14 protein-coding genes are annotated in these 13,367 nt (G+C 74.0%); 8 read left to right on the forward strand and 6 right to left on the reverse strand.

Annotated elements, in window-relative coordinates; all coding sequences use genetic code 11:
* Nucleotides 1-118: 118 nt before the first annotated feature.
* Nucleotides 119-751 (reverse strand): response regulator, encoded by a 633-nt coding sequence (locus tag ACIGW2_RS30280; RefSeq protein ID WP_399847176.1) that lies wholly within the window; start codon nt 749-751, stop codon nt 119-121.
* Between the two features lie 77 nt (nt 752-828).
* Here ACIGW2_RS30280 and ACIGW2_RS30285 point away from each other — a divergent pair, with 77 nt between their 5' ends.
* Nucleotides 829-1,023, forward strand: coding sequence for a hypothetical protein (locus ACIGW2_RS30285; RefSeq protein ID WP_356075250.1), 195 nt, complete (start codon nt 829-831; stop codon nt 1,021-1,023).
* Nucleotides 1,024-1,064: 41 nt separating this feature from the next.
* Here the strand turns inward: ACIGW2_RS30285 and ACIGW2_RS30290 are convergent, their stop codons facing one another.
* From ACIGW2_RS30290 to ACIGW2_RS30300, 3 genes are read right to left on the reverse strand one after another with little or no spacing between them, the layout of a single operon-like run.
* Entirely contained in the window at nt 1,065-2,288 is a 1,224-nt protein-coding gene (locus tag ACIGW2_RS30290; RefSeq protein ID WP_399847120.1) for a sensor histidine kinase, read from the reverse strand.
* Between the two features lie 27 nt (nt 2,289-2,315).
* The gene (locus tag ACIGW2_RS30295; protein ID WP_391654393.1) at nt 2,316-3,038 is read right to left on the reverse strand and encodes an ABC transporter permease; all 723 of its coding nucleotides are present in this window, start codon (nt 3,036-3,038) and stop codon (nt 2,316-2,318) included.
* Nucleotides 3,035-4,033, reverse strand: a complete 999-nt coding sequence (locus ACIGW2_RS30300) for an ATP-binding cassette domain-containing protein (RefSeq protein ID WP_399847122.1) — start codon at nt 4,031-4,033, stop codon at nt 3,035-3,037. Before ACIGW2_RS30300 ends, ACIGW2_RS30295 begins: the two co-directional genes overlap by 4 nt.
* A gap of 320 nt (nt 4,034-4,353) precedes the next feature.
* On the opposite strand from ACIGW2_RS30300, the gene ACIGW2_RS30305 reads away from it, so the two are divergent.
* The 3 genes from ACIGW2_RS30305 (at nt 4,354) to ACIGW2_RS30315 (ending at nt 7,456) form a co-directional block, all read left to right on the forward strand.
* The gene (locus ACIGW2_RS30305) at nt 4,354-5,211 is read left to right on the forward strand and encodes a MaoC/PaaZ C-terminal domain-containing protein (RefSeq protein WP_391654397.1); all 858 of its coding nucleotides are present in this window, start codon (nt 4,354-4,356) and stop codon (nt 5,209-5,211) included.
* A 24-nt stretch (nt 5,212-5,235) separates the two neighbouring features.
* Nucleotides 5,236-6,312 (forward strand): Zn-dependent alcohol dehydrogenase, encoded by a 1,077-nt coding sequence (locus ACIGW2_RS30310; RefSeq protein WP_399847124.1) that lies wholly within the window; start codon nt 5,236-5,238, stop codon nt 6,310-6,312.
* A gap of 196 nt (nt 6,313-6,508) precedes the next feature.
* Complete coding sequence (locus ACIGW2_RS30315) at nt 6,509-7,456, forward strand: 3-oxoacyl-ACP reductase (protein WP_399847125.1); 948 nt, start codon at nt 6,509-6,511, stop codon at nt 7,454-7,456.
* Nucleotides 7,457-7,607: 151 nt separating this feature from the next.
* On the opposite strand, the gene ACIGW2_RS30320 is transcribed toward ACIGW2_RS30315, so the two are convergent.
* Both ACIGW2_RS30320 and ACIGW2_RS30325 read right to left on the reverse strand, forming a co-directional pair.
* Complete coding sequence (locus tag ACIGW2_RS30320) at nt 7,608-7,730, reverse strand: hypothetical protein (protein ID WP_356075260.1); 123 nt, start codon at nt 7,728-7,730, stop codon at nt 7,608-7,610.
* Between the two features lie 48 nt (nt 7,731-7,778).
* A complete protein-coding gene (locus ACIGW2_RS30325; RefSeq protein WP_399847127.1) occupies nt 7,779-8,978 on the reverse strand; it encodes a hypothetical protein in 1,200 nt (399 codons plus the stop codon).
* A 282-nt stretch (nt 8,979-9,260) separates the two neighbouring features.
* Here ACIGW2_RS30325 and ACIGW2_RS30330 point away from each other — a divergent pair, with 282 nt between their 5' ends.
* The 4 genes from ACIGW2_RS30330 to ACIGW2_RS30345 all read left to right on the forward strand — a co-directional run bounded on the left by ACIGW2_RS30330 (nt 9,261) and on the right by ACIGW2_RS30345 (nt 13,362).
* Nucleotides 9,261-10,301 carry an ABC transporter substrate-binding protein gene (locus ACIGW2_RS30330; protein WP_399847129.1) on the forward strand — a complete coding sequence of 347 codons (1,041 nt, stop codon included), beginning with the start codon at nt 9,261-9,263 and terminating at the stop codon, nt 10,299-10,301.
* Between the two features lie 117 nt (nt 10,302-10,418).
* The gene (locus ACIGW2_RS30335; protein WP_356075269.1) at nt 10,419-11,237 is read left to right on the forward strand and encodes a Nif3-like dinuclear metal center hexameric protein; all 819 of its coding nucleotides are present in this window, start codon (nt 10,419-10,421) and stop codon (nt 11,235-11,237) included.
* Nucleotides 11,234-11,977 (forward strand): zinc ribbon domain-containing protein, encoded by a 744-nt coding sequence (locus ACIGW2_RS30340; RefSeq protein WP_391654553.1) that lies wholly within the window; start codon nt 11,234-11,236, stop codon nt 11,975-11,977. Before ACIGW2_RS30335 ends, ACIGW2_RS30340 begins: the two co-directional genes overlap by 4 nt.
* A complete protein-coding gene (locus ACIGW2_RS30345) occupies nt 11,977-13,362 on the forward strand; it encodes a bifunctional RNase H/acid phosphatase (RefSeq protein WP_399847132.1) in 1,386 nt (461 codons plus the stop codon). Before ACIGW2_RS30340 ends, ACIGW2_RS30345 begins: the two co-directional genes overlap by 1 nt.
* Nucleotides 13,363-13,367 lie beyond the last annotated feature (5 nt).

A 13,367-nucleotide genomic window follows, 5' to 3' on the forward strand; every position in this document is an offset into this window, starting at 1 on the left:
GTTGAGACTTCGACCACCTCCCTAACGGCACAGGAGCCTCGTGTGTTGCGGGACGCTGGCCCGTCACCCGACCAGTGGCCACCCTGAAAGAGCTCACTAGTTTCTGCTGTTTGAGAACTTACAGCCACCCCTGCTGACGGGCCGCCCGGACCGCCTCCATGCGGTTGCGGGTGCCCGTCTTGCCGATGGCCGAGGAGAGGTAGTTGCGGACCGTCGACTCCGAGAGGTGGAGCTTCGCCGCGATGTCCGCGATCGTCGCGCCGTCCACCGAGGCGCCGAGCGCGTCGCGTTCGCGGGCGGTCAGGGGGTTCGGGCCCGCGCTGAGGGCGGCGGCCGCGAGGGCCGGGTCGATGACCGTCTCGCCGCGCAGGGCCTTGCGGATGGCCTCGGCCAGGTCCTCGACCGGGCCGTCCTTCACCAGGAAGCCCGCCGCGCCCGCCTCCATCGCGCGGCGGAGGTAGCCGGGGCGGCCGAAGGTCGTGAGGATGAGGACCCGGCAGTCCGGGACCTCGTCGCGCAGCCGCGCCGCCGCGTCCAGGCCCGACATGCCCGGCAGTTCGATGTCGAGCAGCGCCACGTCCGGCCGGGCCGTCAGCGCCGCGTCCACGATCTCGTCGCCGCGCCCCACCTGGGCCACGACCTCCAGGTCCGGCTCCATCCCGAGCAGCAGTGCCAGCGCGCCCCGCATCATGCCCTGGTCCTCGGCCAGCAGCAGGCGGACGGACTTCGTCGGACGGTGGTCCCGCGGCATCTCGTTCACCTGACCAGGGTAGGGCGGGCGGCCGTCCGGGGCGCATCCACGGAGCGGGCCGGGTCGTTGGGAAGGGCATGAACGACGTCAAGCGCACACTCGCCGCCCTCCTCCTCGCCGGTGCCGCCCTCGGCGCGGGCGGCGCCCCGCAGGCCGCGGCGGAGGACGGGCTCGGGCTCGTCGGACTGCTCGGGCTGCACGACGGCAGCAAGGGAGGTGACGGGACCTCGGTGACCATCGGCGGGAACGACTCCGTGTCCGAGATCGGCTAGGCCGTCTCTTCCGGGCGCGGGTCGTGCGGCCGCCTGGCGGCTCAGCCCCGCGCCGGCTCCTCCGGCGGCAGCCCCGCCCCCGCGAGCCCCGCCACCGGCAGCTCCTCCAGCGGGAGTTCCGCCGTCACCTGGAAGCCGCCGCGCGGGGCCGGGCCCGTCTCCAGGGTGCCGCCCGCCGCAGCGAGCCGTTCCCGCAGGCCCTTCAGGCCGCTGCCCGGCGCGCCCGGGCCCGTACCGTCCGAGCCAGGGCCCGTACCCCCGGGGCCCCGGCCGTTGTCCGTGACCGTGAGGCGGACCCGCTCCGGGGTGCCGCCGAGCTCGATCTCGCAGCGGGTGGCGCCGGAGTGCCGGACCACGTTGGTCGCCGACTCGCGGACCACCCAGCTCAGCAGGGCCTCCGTCTGAGGTTCGAGGGGCGGGCCCGACTGGAGGACCACCGGTTCGATGCCGGCCGAGGAGAGGGCGTCGCGGGCGCGGTCGAGTTCCGTGGTGAGGCTGCCCTCGCGGTAGCCCGTCACCGCCTCGCGGATTTCGGTCAGGGCCTGGCGGCCCACCGACTCGATGTCCGAGAGCTGGGTGAGGGCCGCCTCCAGGTCGCGGGGGGCCAGGCGGCGGGCGGCTTCGGCCTTCACGACGATGACCGACAGCGTGTGGCCCAGCAGGTCGTGCAGGTCGCGGGAGAAGCGGAGGCGTTCCTTCTCCACCGCCGTGCGGGCGAGTTCCTCCTGGGTGGCCCGCAGCTCCTCCACCGTGCTGTTCAGGGTGAGGATCGCCGCCGTCACCATGATCGAGATGAACGTGCCGTACACGATCCCGAACGAGTCCCAGCCGTCCCGCCAGAGCGTCACCACCCCGACCGCCAGGACCAGGGGGAACACGATCAGCCGCAGGCGCACCGCGCCGCGTACGATCGCCCCGACCGCGAGGCCCAGGAGCGGGAAGAGGAGCAGCCACTCCCGGCCGTAGCCGATGGCCAGTGCGAAGGTGAGGGCCCCCAGGGCGGCGAGCAGCCACCAGGTGGTCGCGTTCTCGCGGCGGTGCTCGTCGAAGGCGCGGAGGACGATCGCGATGTAGAGGGTGTTGAAGGCGAGCAGACCCAGGCCGCCGAGCCAGGGGTTCGGGGCCTCGCCGCTCACGAGGTGGGACAGCGCCCCCAGGCCCATCAGCAGCCACGGCAGCAGGCTCAGCCCGCTCGGACCCTCCTTGTGCCGCCGCTCCGCCAGATCCCGCAGTGCCGCGCGCCGGCACCGCCACCAGTCCCTCATCCCCGTTCCTTCCTTCTTCCCGATCCGTTACGCCGCCCTCCCCGAACGACGGTAGGAGATCGCCGCGTACGCGCCGAACGCCGCCGCCCAGGCCGCCAGGATCGTCAGCGCCGCCGCGCTCGGCATCACGCCCTCCGCGACCGCGCGACCCAGCTCCGAGAAGCGGTTGGTCGGGGTGTACGAGGAGACCGTGGCCAGCCACTTCGGGAACAGTTCGACCGGGAACCAGAGGCCGCCGACCACCGCGAGGCCCAGGTTGCAGGCGACGTTGACGACACCCGTGGTCTGCGCCGACAGACGGTAGCCGTTCCCGAGGCCGAGCAGGGTGAAGGGGAGCGAACCGGCCCACAGGGCGACGGCCGTCACCGCCCACTGCCAGGCTTCGAGCCGTACGCCGTTGGCGAGGCCGCCGGCGAGCAGCACCGCGACGATGGCGGGGAGCACCACGACCGTGCCGGTCAGGGCCCGGCCGGTGACCACCTGGCGCGGGGTCATCGGCGTGACCCGCAACTGGCGCAGCCAGCCCGAGGACTTGTCCTCGGCGACCCCCGTGCCGAGGGACAGCGCGGCGCCCAGCGCGCCGTACGCCGCCATGCCGACCATCGCCGCGGTCTTGAACTCGGCGCTGTTCTGCCCGCCGAGGTTGGTGAAGAGGAGGTACATCATGACCGGCACGCCGATCGACGAGATCGCGAAACCGACGTCGCGCAGGGTGCGGCGGACTTCGAGGCGGACGTACGCGGTGATCATCGGTTCGGCTCCAGGTTCTTGTGGGCGCGGGAGGTTCCGGGGGCGGTCGTGCGGGCGGCGGTGGTCCCGTGGGCGGTGGGGCGAGCGGCGGTGGTCCCGCGGGTCAGGGTCAGGAAGGCGTCGTTGAGGGAGAGCGGGCTCACCTCCAGGCGGCGGACCGCGTTCCCGGCGGCCAGCGCGAGGACGGTCGCGTCGGAGTCGTCGCTCCGCAGGTGGGCGCGGTCGCCGCGGACCTCCACGGAGGTCACGCCGGGCAGCCCGGTCAGGCCCTCGGTCGGCATCCCGGCCAGGTCGAAGGAGACCAGATTGCCGCCGGCCGCCCGCTTGAGCTCCTCGCTGGTGCCGTCGGCCAGCACCCGCCCGGAGTCCACCACGACGATCCGGTCGGCGTGGGCGTCCGCCTCCTCCAGGTAGTGGGTGGAGAACAGGACGGTGTTGCCGCGCCGGGCGTAGCCGCGCATCGCGTCCCAGAAGGCCTCGCGGGCCTCGACGTCCAGGGCGGCGGTCGGCTCGTCCAGGACGATCAGCTCGGGGTTGCCGGCCAGGGCGACGGCGAATCGTACGCGCTGGGCCTGGCCCCCGGAGAGGCGGTCGACGCGGCGGTCCGCGAGTTCGGTGAGGCCGGCCAGCCGCAGGGCCTCGGCGACCGGCAGCGGGGCGGGGTAGGTGCGCGCCACGAACTCGACCAGCTCGCGGACGGTGACCCGGGGGACCGGGCGGGCGTCCTGGAGCATCGCGCCGACCCGGCCGGCCTCGACCGCGCGGGCCGGGGGGCCGCCGAAGAGCCGGACCCGGCCGCCGTCGGGCTCGTCGAGGCCCAGGAGGAGGTTGATGGCGGTGGACTTGCCGGCGCCGTTGCGCCCGAGCAGCGCGACCGTCTCGCCGCGCGCGATGCGCAGGTCGACGCCGTCCACGGCGCGGACCTCGCCGCCCTGTGCCGATCGGTAGGTCCTGGTCGCGGCCTCGAAGGCGACCGCCGGTTCGTTCGTCGTCATGCCCTCGACGCTACGGAGCGGGGGGCGGGTCCCGGCAGGTCCGGGCGTACGGACCCGGCCGTGACAAATGTCCCGGCCGGGCCTTCCCCGGGGCGGAGGGCGGGAGGACGGGAAGGGGTCCCACCGCGCGCCTTACCGGCGGTATCTGACGTAACGTCAGAAGGGTTCCCATCGCCGGACCCCTCGGCTATACATGGGGATCACCGTTCTTAGAACGCGTTCTACAAGGCGTCCGGGAGCGGTCCCGCACGGCCTCGGCGCGGTCGACGGTGCGGACGACCGCGCCGAGGTCTCCACCAGCCACAAGGAGCAGCACAGCGATGCCCATTGACGCCGCCAAGGCCGTCGCCGCCGAGCCCCGCAGCGCGGAGATCGCCTGGGACCACAAGGACGTCCAGCTCTACCACCTCGGCCTGGGCGCGGGCGTTCCCGCGAACGACCCCGACGAGCTGCGCTACACCCTCGAATCCCGGCTGCACGTCCTGCCCAGCTTCGCCACCGTGGCCGGCGCCGGCATGGGCGTCGTCGGCGGGCTCTCCGCCCCCGGCATCGACATCGACCTCGCCGCCGTCCTGCACGGCGGCCAGTCCATCACCCTGCACCGCCCGCTCCCGGTCTCCGGCCGGGCCGTCTCCACCTCCCGCGTCGCCGCGGTGTACGACAAGGGCAAGGCCGCCGTCCTGGTGCTGCGCTCCGAGGCCGCCGACGCCGACGGGCCGCTGTGGACCAGCGACGCCCAGATCTTCGTCCGCGGCGAGGGCGGCTGGGGCGGCGACCGCGGGCCCTCCGAGCGCCTTGAGGTCCCGGACCGCGCCCCCGACGCCACCGCCGAGCGCCCGATCCGCGAGGACCAGGCCCTGCTCTACCGCCTGTCCGGCGACTGGAACCCGCTGCACGCCGACCCCGAGTTCGCCAAGCTCGCGGGCTTCGACCGGCCGATCCTGCACGGCCTCTGCTCGTACGGGATGACCCTCAAGGCGGTCGTGGACACCCTCCTCGGCGGGGACGTCACCCGGGTCCGCGCCTACCGCACCCGCTTCGCCGGCGTCGTCTTCCCGGGCGAGACCCTGCGCATCCGGATGTGGCGCACGGCCGGGGACCGGATCCAGCTCACGGTCACCGCCGTCGAGCGCGCCGACGCCCCGGTCCTCGCCGACACCGTCGTCGAACACTCGTAGACCCGTCCCGGAGGGAGCCGCACCATGCGCGCAGCCGTACTGCACGAGATCGGCCAGGACAAACTCGAAGTCCTCGACGACGTCGAGGCGGTGGGCTTCGGCCCCGGCAAGGTGAGGATCCGGATCCGGGCCACCGGCCTGTGCCACTCCGACGTGTCCGCCATGAGCGGCGTGCTGCCCCAGCCCGCGCCCTTCGTCCCCGGGCACGAGGGCGCCGGCGAGATCGTCGACGTCGGCGACGGCGTCACCGGCCTCGCCCCCGGCCAGCGGGTGCTGCTGTGCTGGCTGCCCGCCTGCGGCAGCTGCCCGGCCTGCAAGCGCGGCCAGACCCACCTCTGCCTGGCCGGCTTCCTGAACGCCGGCACCCCCAACTTCAAGCGCCCCGGCGGTGACGTCTTCGGCTTCGCCGGCACCGGCACCTTCGCCGAGGAGGTCGTCGTCGACGCCGGCTGCGCCGTGCCGATCCCGGACGACGTGCCCTTCGACATCGCCGCGCTCATCGGCTGCGGCGTCACCACCGGTCTCGGCGCCGCCATCAACACCGCGAAGGTGGAGGCCGGTTCGTCGGTGGCCGTGATCGGCTGCGGCGGCGTCGGCATCTCCGCCATCCAGGGCGCCAAGCTCCAGGGCGCCGCCCAGATCGTGGCCGTCGACCCCGTCGCGTCCCGCCGGGAGGCCGCCCTCCGCTTCGGCGCCACCGAGGCCGTCGCGCCCGACGCGCTCGCCGACGCCAAGCAGCGGATCACCGGCGGCGAGGGCTTCGACTACGTCTTCGAGGTCGTCGGCCGGTCCGCCACCGCCCGCACCGCGTACGAGACCACCCGGCGCGGCGGCACGCTGTGCGTGGTCGGCGCGGGCGCCCTCGACGACTTCCTCCAGCTCAACATGTTCGAGCTGTTCTTCGACGAGAAGCGGATTCTGCCGTCCATGTACGGCGGCGGGGACGTGCTGCGCTCGTACGAACGGGCCATCGCGCTCTGGCGGGCCGGCCGCATCGACCTGGCCTCGCTGATCACCCACCGGGTGCCGCTGGCCGGCATCAACGAGGCCCTGGAGCAGATGCGGACGGGCGTGGCGCTCCGCACCTGCATCGAGATCTGAGCCCCGGGGGCCGAGAGCCGGGAATCCGGGGTCCGGGACCCCTGAGGTCCGAGAGCCGGGTCCCGAGGTCCAAGACCCGCGATCCGAGGTCCAAGGCCCGGGTCCCGGGGTCCGAGAGCAGAGGTCCAAGGCCCGGGTCCCGGGGTCCGAGACCAGAGATCCGAGCACCGCGTCGATCCGAGAGGAACCGATCTTCATGTCACTCCCTCTTGAGGGACTGAGCGCGATCGTCACCGGCGCCGGCCGCGGCCTCGGCCGCGCCGAGGCCCTGGAACTGGCCCGGCTCGGCGCCGCCGTCGTCGTCAACGACTACGGGCAGCCCGGCCGCGACGGCTCCGGCGAGGCCTCCGCGGCGCCCGCCGAGGAGGTCGCCGCCGAGATCCGGGCGGCCGGCGGGCGGGCCGTCGCCCACCTCGGCGACGTCGCCGACTTCGAGACCGCCCGCGGCCTGGTCGACCTGGCCGTCGCCGAGTTCGGCAAGCTGGACGTCCTGGTCAACAACGCGGGCATCCTGCGCGACCGGATGATCTTCTCGATGAGCGAGGACGAGTGGGACGCGGTGGTACGGGTCCACCTCAAGGGCCACTTCAACACCACCCACTTCGCGGCCGTGCACTGGCGCGGCCGGGCCAAGGCGGGCGAGAGCGGCGTCTACGGACGGATCGTCAACACCTCCTCCGAAGCCTTCCTCGCCGGCTCGGCCGGCCAGCCCAACTACGCGGCGGCCAAGGGCGGGATCGTCGGCCTGACGACGTCGACCGCGCTGGCCCTCGCCAAGTACGGGGTCACCGCCAACGCCATCTGCCCGCGCGCCCGCACCCGGATGACCGAGGACGTGTTCGCCGGCTTCGCCGAGCCGACCGCCGAGGACGAGCTCGACCCGCTGTCGCCCGAGCACGTGGCCCCGCTCGTCGGCTATCTCGCCTCCCCGGCGGCGGCCGGCGTCAACGGCCAACTGCTCGTCGTGCACGGCGGCATGGTGGCGATCGTGGACCGGCCGCGGGTGTCCGCGAAGTTCGACACCGCCAAGGACGTCTTCAGCTACGAGGAGCTGGACGCCCTGCTCACCCCGCACTACGCGGCCCGCCCGGCGGGCGAGACCTTCGCGGCGGCCGAGGTGCTCGGCCTGAAGAAGGGCGCCTGAGGCTTGGAGAAGGGTTCCTGAGGCCGGGAGAAGGGTCCTGAGTCCGTCCCGCGACCCGGGGGTGCGGAGGGGAAGGCGAACGGCCCCCGGACACGAGGTCCGGGGGCCGTTCGCCTGCTCGGTGTCGCGCGTGACCGCCCTGTACGGGCCGTCACTGCCCCTCGGGCTCGCGCCGGTGGCGGCCGTGCGGGGAGGACGAGGAGTCCTCCGCCGGTGCGGCCGGCCCGCGGTGCTTGCCCGAGCCGTCGGGCTGCTGCGCGTCCGTGTTGCTCATGGTGGAACTCACCCCGTTGTGTCGCTCTTGCTGTGCGGCTCGGAGAGTCTAGCCAGCGATTCTGCCGTCCGTGAGGGGAGCCTGCTGCAACGGCACGGGCCGGCACACCTTGGGCTCCGGGGTGACAGGTTCCGCTTCCGGTACGGGGAGTTCGGCCGGCTCCGTGAGGTCCGCGAGCCCGCAGGGCGTGCCCTCCGTCGCGTACGGCAGCCGCAGCACCCCGTCCGCCGTCCACAGGCCCGCGCCCGCCAGCCAGCCCGCCGGTGCGCACAGCTGGTTCAGCCGGCGCGAGGAGGGCCGCCACATCCCCACCCAGCTGCCGGCGGCCGCGTCGATCCGCAGCGCGACCCCGCAGCTCTCCGGCATCAGCACCTGGCCCGGCTGGACCGCGAACGGCGTCACCGCCGCGTCGTCGAGCCGCAGGCAGTCGGGGAAGCGCACCGGGAGCAGGCTGCCGAGGACGCCCCAGCCGAGCCGGTCGTGGCCGGGGGAGGGGGCGTCGGAGCGGATGAGGAGCAGTCCGCTGTCCGGGTCGGCGAGCAGCAGGCGGTCGTTGCTGTCCTCGGTGATCTGGAGCAGTGGCGTGACCTCGCCACCGCGCTCCAGGTCGATCGCGACGGCCTTGACCGGGCCGTCGTCGAGCTGCCGGTCGAGGGCGAGCATCCGGCCGGTGCGGTCCAGCCACACGCCGCCGCCGCACCGGCCCTTGATCTCGGCGACCTGCTCGGGCCCGAAGGCCCCGCCCGCGACCAGCCACAGCGTGGTGGTGTCCGGGCCGACGCACATCGCGTAGGCGCAGATGCCGTCCGGCGACGGCGGCAGCAGGGTCAGGGTGCCGGCGGCGGGGGCCTCGACGGAGCCGAGGGAGAGCTCGCCGGTGTCCGGGCCGGTGGGGTAGAGCAGGGAGAACGCGTACCGCCGTCCGTCCACGGCCCGGCCCACCAGGACCCGCCCGTCCGCCAGCGGCAGCAGCAGGGTGCCGGGCTCCTCGGGCTGGGCGAGCGGGAGCGGTACGGCGTAGGGCTCGGGGCCGTCCAGGGTCCAGCGCTCCACGTACAGGGCCTCGCCCGAACCGGCGAGCCGCGCCGCGTAGGCGCCGTTCGCGGTGATCGCGAATCCCTCGGGGCGGCCGCCGGGGCCGGCCGGACCGGCCGCGTCGGGCGTGCCGGGCGTGCCGGCGGGAGCGCCGGGCGTCGGCGGGGCGGCCTCGCCGCCCCCCGTGGCCGTCTCGATGGCACAGGCTGTCATCGACTCGTCACCTCCGGCCACGAAGCTAGTTTTCGCACTTCCAGCCGAACAACACGAGCCACCCCACTTCACACCAAAGGGTGGCGGTCGTGCGATTCCGCTGAGCGGAGGGGGCGGGTTGTGCTGGTGAGGCCAGGGGTGAGTAAGGTAAGGCGACCCTAAGTGGAAGCTGTGAGTCCGCTGCGGGTCACCGGTCGCCGTGCCCTTGGCGCGCCGCCCGGTCACCGGCCGCCGTGCTCCGTGGCGGCGCCGTCCACCCCGTACGCGTACAGGAGACCCGTCATGTCCCTTCGCCGCCGCGGCACCGCAGCCGCAGCCCTCGGCCTCGTCGCCGCGCTCACCCTCGCGGCCTGCGGAGGGGGCGACGGCGGCCCGGACGCCGCCAAGAAGGACGAGGGCGGCAAGAAGAAGGACGTCGCCGTCGGCGGCAAGGACTTCGGCGACGCCGCCGCCAAGACCGCGGCCCTGGGCACCGACGCCAAGCCGGGCCAGTTCCCGCGCACCCTCACCCACGCGCTGGGCAAGACCGAGATCAAGTCCGCTCCCCGGCGGGTCGTGGTCCTCGACGTCGGCGAGCTCGACAACGTCGTCTCCCTCGGCATCAAGCCCGTTGGCTTCGCCCCCTCCGAGGGCGACGACGGCATCCCCGCGTACCTGAAGAAGGACGCCGGCGAGCCCAAGTCCGTCGGCACCATCAACAACCTCAACCTGGAGGCCATCGCCAACCTCCAGCCCGACCTCATCCTCGGCAGCCAGCTGCGCGCCGCCGACAAGTACGACGAGCTGTCGAAGATCGCGCCGACCGTCTTCTCCATCCGCCCGGGCTTCACCTGGAAGGAGAACTACCTCCTCAACGCGGCCGCCCTGGACCGGACGGCGGAGGCGAAGGCCAAGCTCGCGGCCTACGAGACCAAGGCGAAGCAGCTCGGCGCGGACATCGGCCCGAACAAGCCGACCATCTCCATGGTCCGCTACCTCCCGGGCAAGATCCGCCTCTACGCCAAGGCCTCCTTCATCGGCACCATCCTCGACGACGCGGGCCTGCCGCGGCCGAAGAACCAGCAGGTCGACGACCTCGCCGTCGAGGTCAGCCCGGAGAAGATCGACCAGGCCGACGGCGACTGGATCTTCACGGGCGTGTACGGCGACCCCAAGGCCACCAAGCGCGACACCGCCCAGGCCAACCCGCTCTGGAAGAACCTCAAGGCCGTCAAGGCCGGCCAGGCCAAGGACGTCCCGGACGAGACCTGGTACCTGGGCCTCGGCGTGACCGCGGCCAACAGCGTGCTCGACGACCTGCGCGCCGACCTGGTCACGAAGTAACCCCCGTCGGGCGTCCCGAAGTCACCGCCGTCGGGCGCCCCGGTCCGGTGCGGCCGCGCGCCGGGGTTGTCCACAGGCGAGAACGGCGGGGCACGGGGGACAGGTAGCCTTTCCCTCGTGCCCCGTCTGTCTGAAGTCATCGCCGCGCTCGACGCCCTCTGGCCGCCGGAGCGGGCCGAGTCGTGGGACGCCGTCGGCACCGTCTGCGGTGACCCCGACGCGGAGATCACCCGCGTCCTCTTCGCGGTCGACCCCGTCCAGGAGATCGCCGACGAGGCCGTCGCCCTCGGCGCCGACCTGATCGTCACCCACCACCCGCTCTATCTGCGCGGCACCACGACGGTCGCGGCCGGCCACTTCAAGGGCCGGGTCGTGCACACCCTGATCAAGCACGACATCGCCCTGCACGTCGCCCACACCAACGCCGACACCGCCGACCCCGGCGTCTCCGACGCCCTCGCCGGCGCCCTCGACCTGCGCGTCACCGGCCCGCTCGTGCCCGAGAACGGCCTCGGCCGGATCTGCGAGCTCGACCAGCCGGAGACCCTGGCCGAGTTCGCCGCCCGCGCCGCGAAGCGGCTGCCCGCCACCGCGCAGGGCATCCGGGTGGCCGGCGACCCGGACCTGCCCGTGCGCCGCGTCGCCGTCAGCGGCGGCTCCGGCGACAGCCTCTTCGACGCCGTGCGCGCCGCCGGCGTGGACGCCTTCCTCACCGCCGACCTGCGCCACCACCCGGTCTCCGAGGCCACCCAGCACTCCCCGCTCGGGCTGGTCGACGCCGCCCACTGGGCCACCGAATGGCCCTGGTGCGAGCAGGCCGCCGCGCAGCTCGACACGATCTCCGACCGCCACGGCTGGGACCTCCGGGTCCACGTCTCGACGACGGTCACCGACCCCTGGTCCTCCCACCACACCTCTCCTGGAGCCCCCAACTGAACGCCGCGCCCGCCGACCAGATCCGACTCCTCGACGTCCAGGCGCTGGACGTGCGCCTCCAGCAGATCGCCCACAAGCGCAAGTCGCTGCCGGAGCACGCCGAGATCGAGTCGCTGAACAAGGACCTCACCCAGCTGCGCGACCTGCTCGTCGCCGCGCAGACCGAGGAGAGCGACTGCGCCCGCGAGCAGACCAAGGCGGAGCAGGACGTCGACCAGGTGCGCCAGCGCGCCGCCCGCGACCAGCAGCGCCTCGACTCCGGCGCCGTGTCCTCCCCGAAGGACCTGGAGAACCTCCAGCGCGAGATCACCTCGCTCGCCAAGCGCCAGGGCGACCTGGAGGAGATCGTCCTGGAGGTCATGGAGCGCCGCGAGTCCGCCCAGGAGCGGGTCTCCGAGCTGACCGAGCGCACCTCCGCCGTCCAGGCCAAGGTCGACGACGCGACCGGCCGCCGCGACGCCGCCCAGGCCGAGCTGGACGCCGAGTCCGCCTCCGTCGCCAAGGAGCGCGAGCTGGTCGCCGCCTCCGTTCCGGCCGACCTGATGAAGCTGTACGAGAAGCTGCGCGAGCAGCAGGGCGGCGTCGGCGCGGCCCGGCTCTACCAGCGCAAGTGCGAGGGCTGCCACATCGAGCTCAACATCACCGAGCTCAACGAGGTGCGGGCCGCCGCCCCCGACGCGATCGTGCGCTGCGAGAACTGCCGCCGCATCCTGGTCCGCACCTCGGAGTCCGGCCTGTAATGCGCGAGCTCGTGGTCGAGGCCGACGGCGGCTCCCGGGGCAACCCGGGACCCGCCGGCTACGGCGCGGTCGTCCTCGACGCGGCCACGGGCGAGACCCTCGCCGAGCGGGCCGAGTACATCGGCGTCGCCACCAACAACGTGGCCGAGTACCGGGGCCTGGTGGCCGGCCTGCGCGCCGCCCTGGAGCTCTTCCCGGACGCGGTGGTGCACGTCCGGATGGACTCCAAGCTGGTCGTCGAGCAGATGTCGGGCCGCTGGAAGATCAAGCACCCCGACATGAAGCCGCTCGCCGCCGAGGCCGCCCGGATCTTCCCGGCCGGCCGGGTGCGGTACGAGTGGATCCCGCGCGAGCGCAACAAGCACGCGGACCGGCTCGCCAACGAGGCGATGGACGCCGGACGGCGCGGCGAGCAGTGGTCCGCCTCCGCCTCCACCGCCGCGCTCACCCCGGCCGCCGACCTCGCCGCGGCTCGCGCCGCCGCGGGCGACCCGGCCACCGGCGCCGCCCGCGCCCGCGCCGCCCTCACGGCCCGCGAGGCGCGCCCCGAGCCGCAGGCCGAGGCCCCGGCCCTCTTCGCCCCCGACGCGACCCTGGCCGCCCGCGCCCGCGCCTCCCTCACGACGGCGGCCGGCGCCGACCGCGAGGCCGCCTCCGGCGCGGGTGCCGGCGACTTCGAGGCGGAGGCGGGCCGTCGTGCCACGACCGGCGTCCAGGAGCCCCCGGCGGCGGCCGCGCCCGGCTGGTCCGGGCCCGACCTGGGGGCGCCGGCGACGTTCGTGCTGCTGCGGCACGGGGAGACGGCGCTGACGCCCGAGAAGCGCTTCTCGGGCAGCGGGGGAACGGACCCCGAGCTGTCACCGGCCGGACTGCGGCAGGCCGAGGCGGTCGCGGCGGCGCTCGCCGCGCGCGGCACCGTCCAGGAGATCGTCAGCTCGCCGCTGACCCGCTGCCGCCAGACCGCCCAGACCGTCGCCGCCCGGCTCGGCCTGGACGTGCGCGTCGAACAGGGCCTGCGCGAGACCGACTTCGGCGCCTGGGAGGGCCTGACCTTCGCCGAGGTGCGCGAGCGGTACAAGGACGACCTGGACGCGTGGCTCGCCTCGCCCAAGGCCGCCCCGACCGGCGGCGGCGAGAGCTTCGCGACCGTGGCCCGCCGCGTCGCCGCGACCCGCGACCGCCTGACCGCCACGTACGCGGGCCGCACGGTGCTGCTCGTCACCCACGTCACCCCCATCAAGACCCTGATCCGCCTCGCCCTCGGCGCCCCGCCGGAATCCCTCTTCAAGATGGAACTCTCCGCCGCCTCCCTGTCGGCGATCGCCTACTACGCCGACGGCAACGCATCCGTCCGCCTCCTCAACGACACGTCCCACCTGCGGTAGCCGGG

Source organism: Streptomyces sp. NPDC053541 (assembly GCF_044544705.1).
Classification (GTDB): domain Bacteria; phylum Actinomycetota; class Actinomycetes; order Streptomycetales; family Streptomycetaceae; genus Streptomyces.

Bases quoted from the DNA above. Each gene is read 5' to 3' on its own strand.
- ACIGW2_RS30280 (WP_399847176.1), bottom strand. From the start codon at position 751: ATGCCGCGGGACCACCGTCCGACGAAGTCCGTCCGCCTGCTGCTGGCC.
- ACIGW2_RS30285 (WP_356075250.1), top strand. From the start codon at position 829: ATGAACGACGTCAAGCGCACACTCGCCGCCCTCCTCCTCGCCGGTGCC.
- ACIGW2_RS30290 (WP_399847120.1), bottom strand. From the start codon at position 2,288: ATGAGGGACTGGTGGCGGTGCCGGCGCGCGGCACTGCGGGATCTGGCG.
- ACIGW2_RS30295 (WP_391654393.1), bottom strand. From the start codon at position 3,038: ATGATCACCGCGTACGTCCGCCTCGAAGTCCGCCGCACCCTGCGCGAC.
- ACIGW2_RS30300 (WP_399847122.1), bottom strand. From the start codon at position 4,033: ATGACGACGAACGAACCGGCGGTCGCCTTCGAGGCCGCGACCAGGACC.
- ACIGW2_RS30305 (WP_391654397.1), top strand. From the start codon at position 4,354: ATGCCCATTGACGCCGCCAAGGCCGTCGCCGCCGAGCCCCGCAGCGCG.
- ACIGW2_RS30310 (WP_399847124.1), top strand. From the start codon at position 5,236: ATGCGCGCAGCCGTACTGCACGAGATCGGCCAGGACAAACTCGAAGTC.
- ACIGW2_RS30315 (WP_399847125.1), top strand. From the start codon at position 6,509: ATGTCACTCCCTCTTGAGGGACTGAGCGCGATCGTCACCGGCGCCGGC.
- ACIGW2_RS30320 (WP_356075260.1), bottom strand. From the start codon at position 7,730: ATGAGCAACACGGACGCGCAGCAGCCCGACGGCTCGGGCAAGCACCGC.
- ACIGW2_RS30325 (WP_399847127.1), bottom strand. From the start codon at position 8,978: ATGACAGCCTGTGCCATCGAGACGGCCACGGGGGGCGGCGAGGCCGCC.
- ACIGW2_RS30330 (WP_399847129.1), top strand. From the start codon at position 9,261: ATGTCCCTTCGCCGCCGCGGCACCGCAGCCGCAGCCCTCGGCCTCGTC.
- ACIGW2_RS30345 (WP_399847132.1), top strand. From the start codon at position 11,977: ATGCGCGAGCTCGTGGTCGAGGCCGACGGCGGCTCCCGGGGCAACCCG.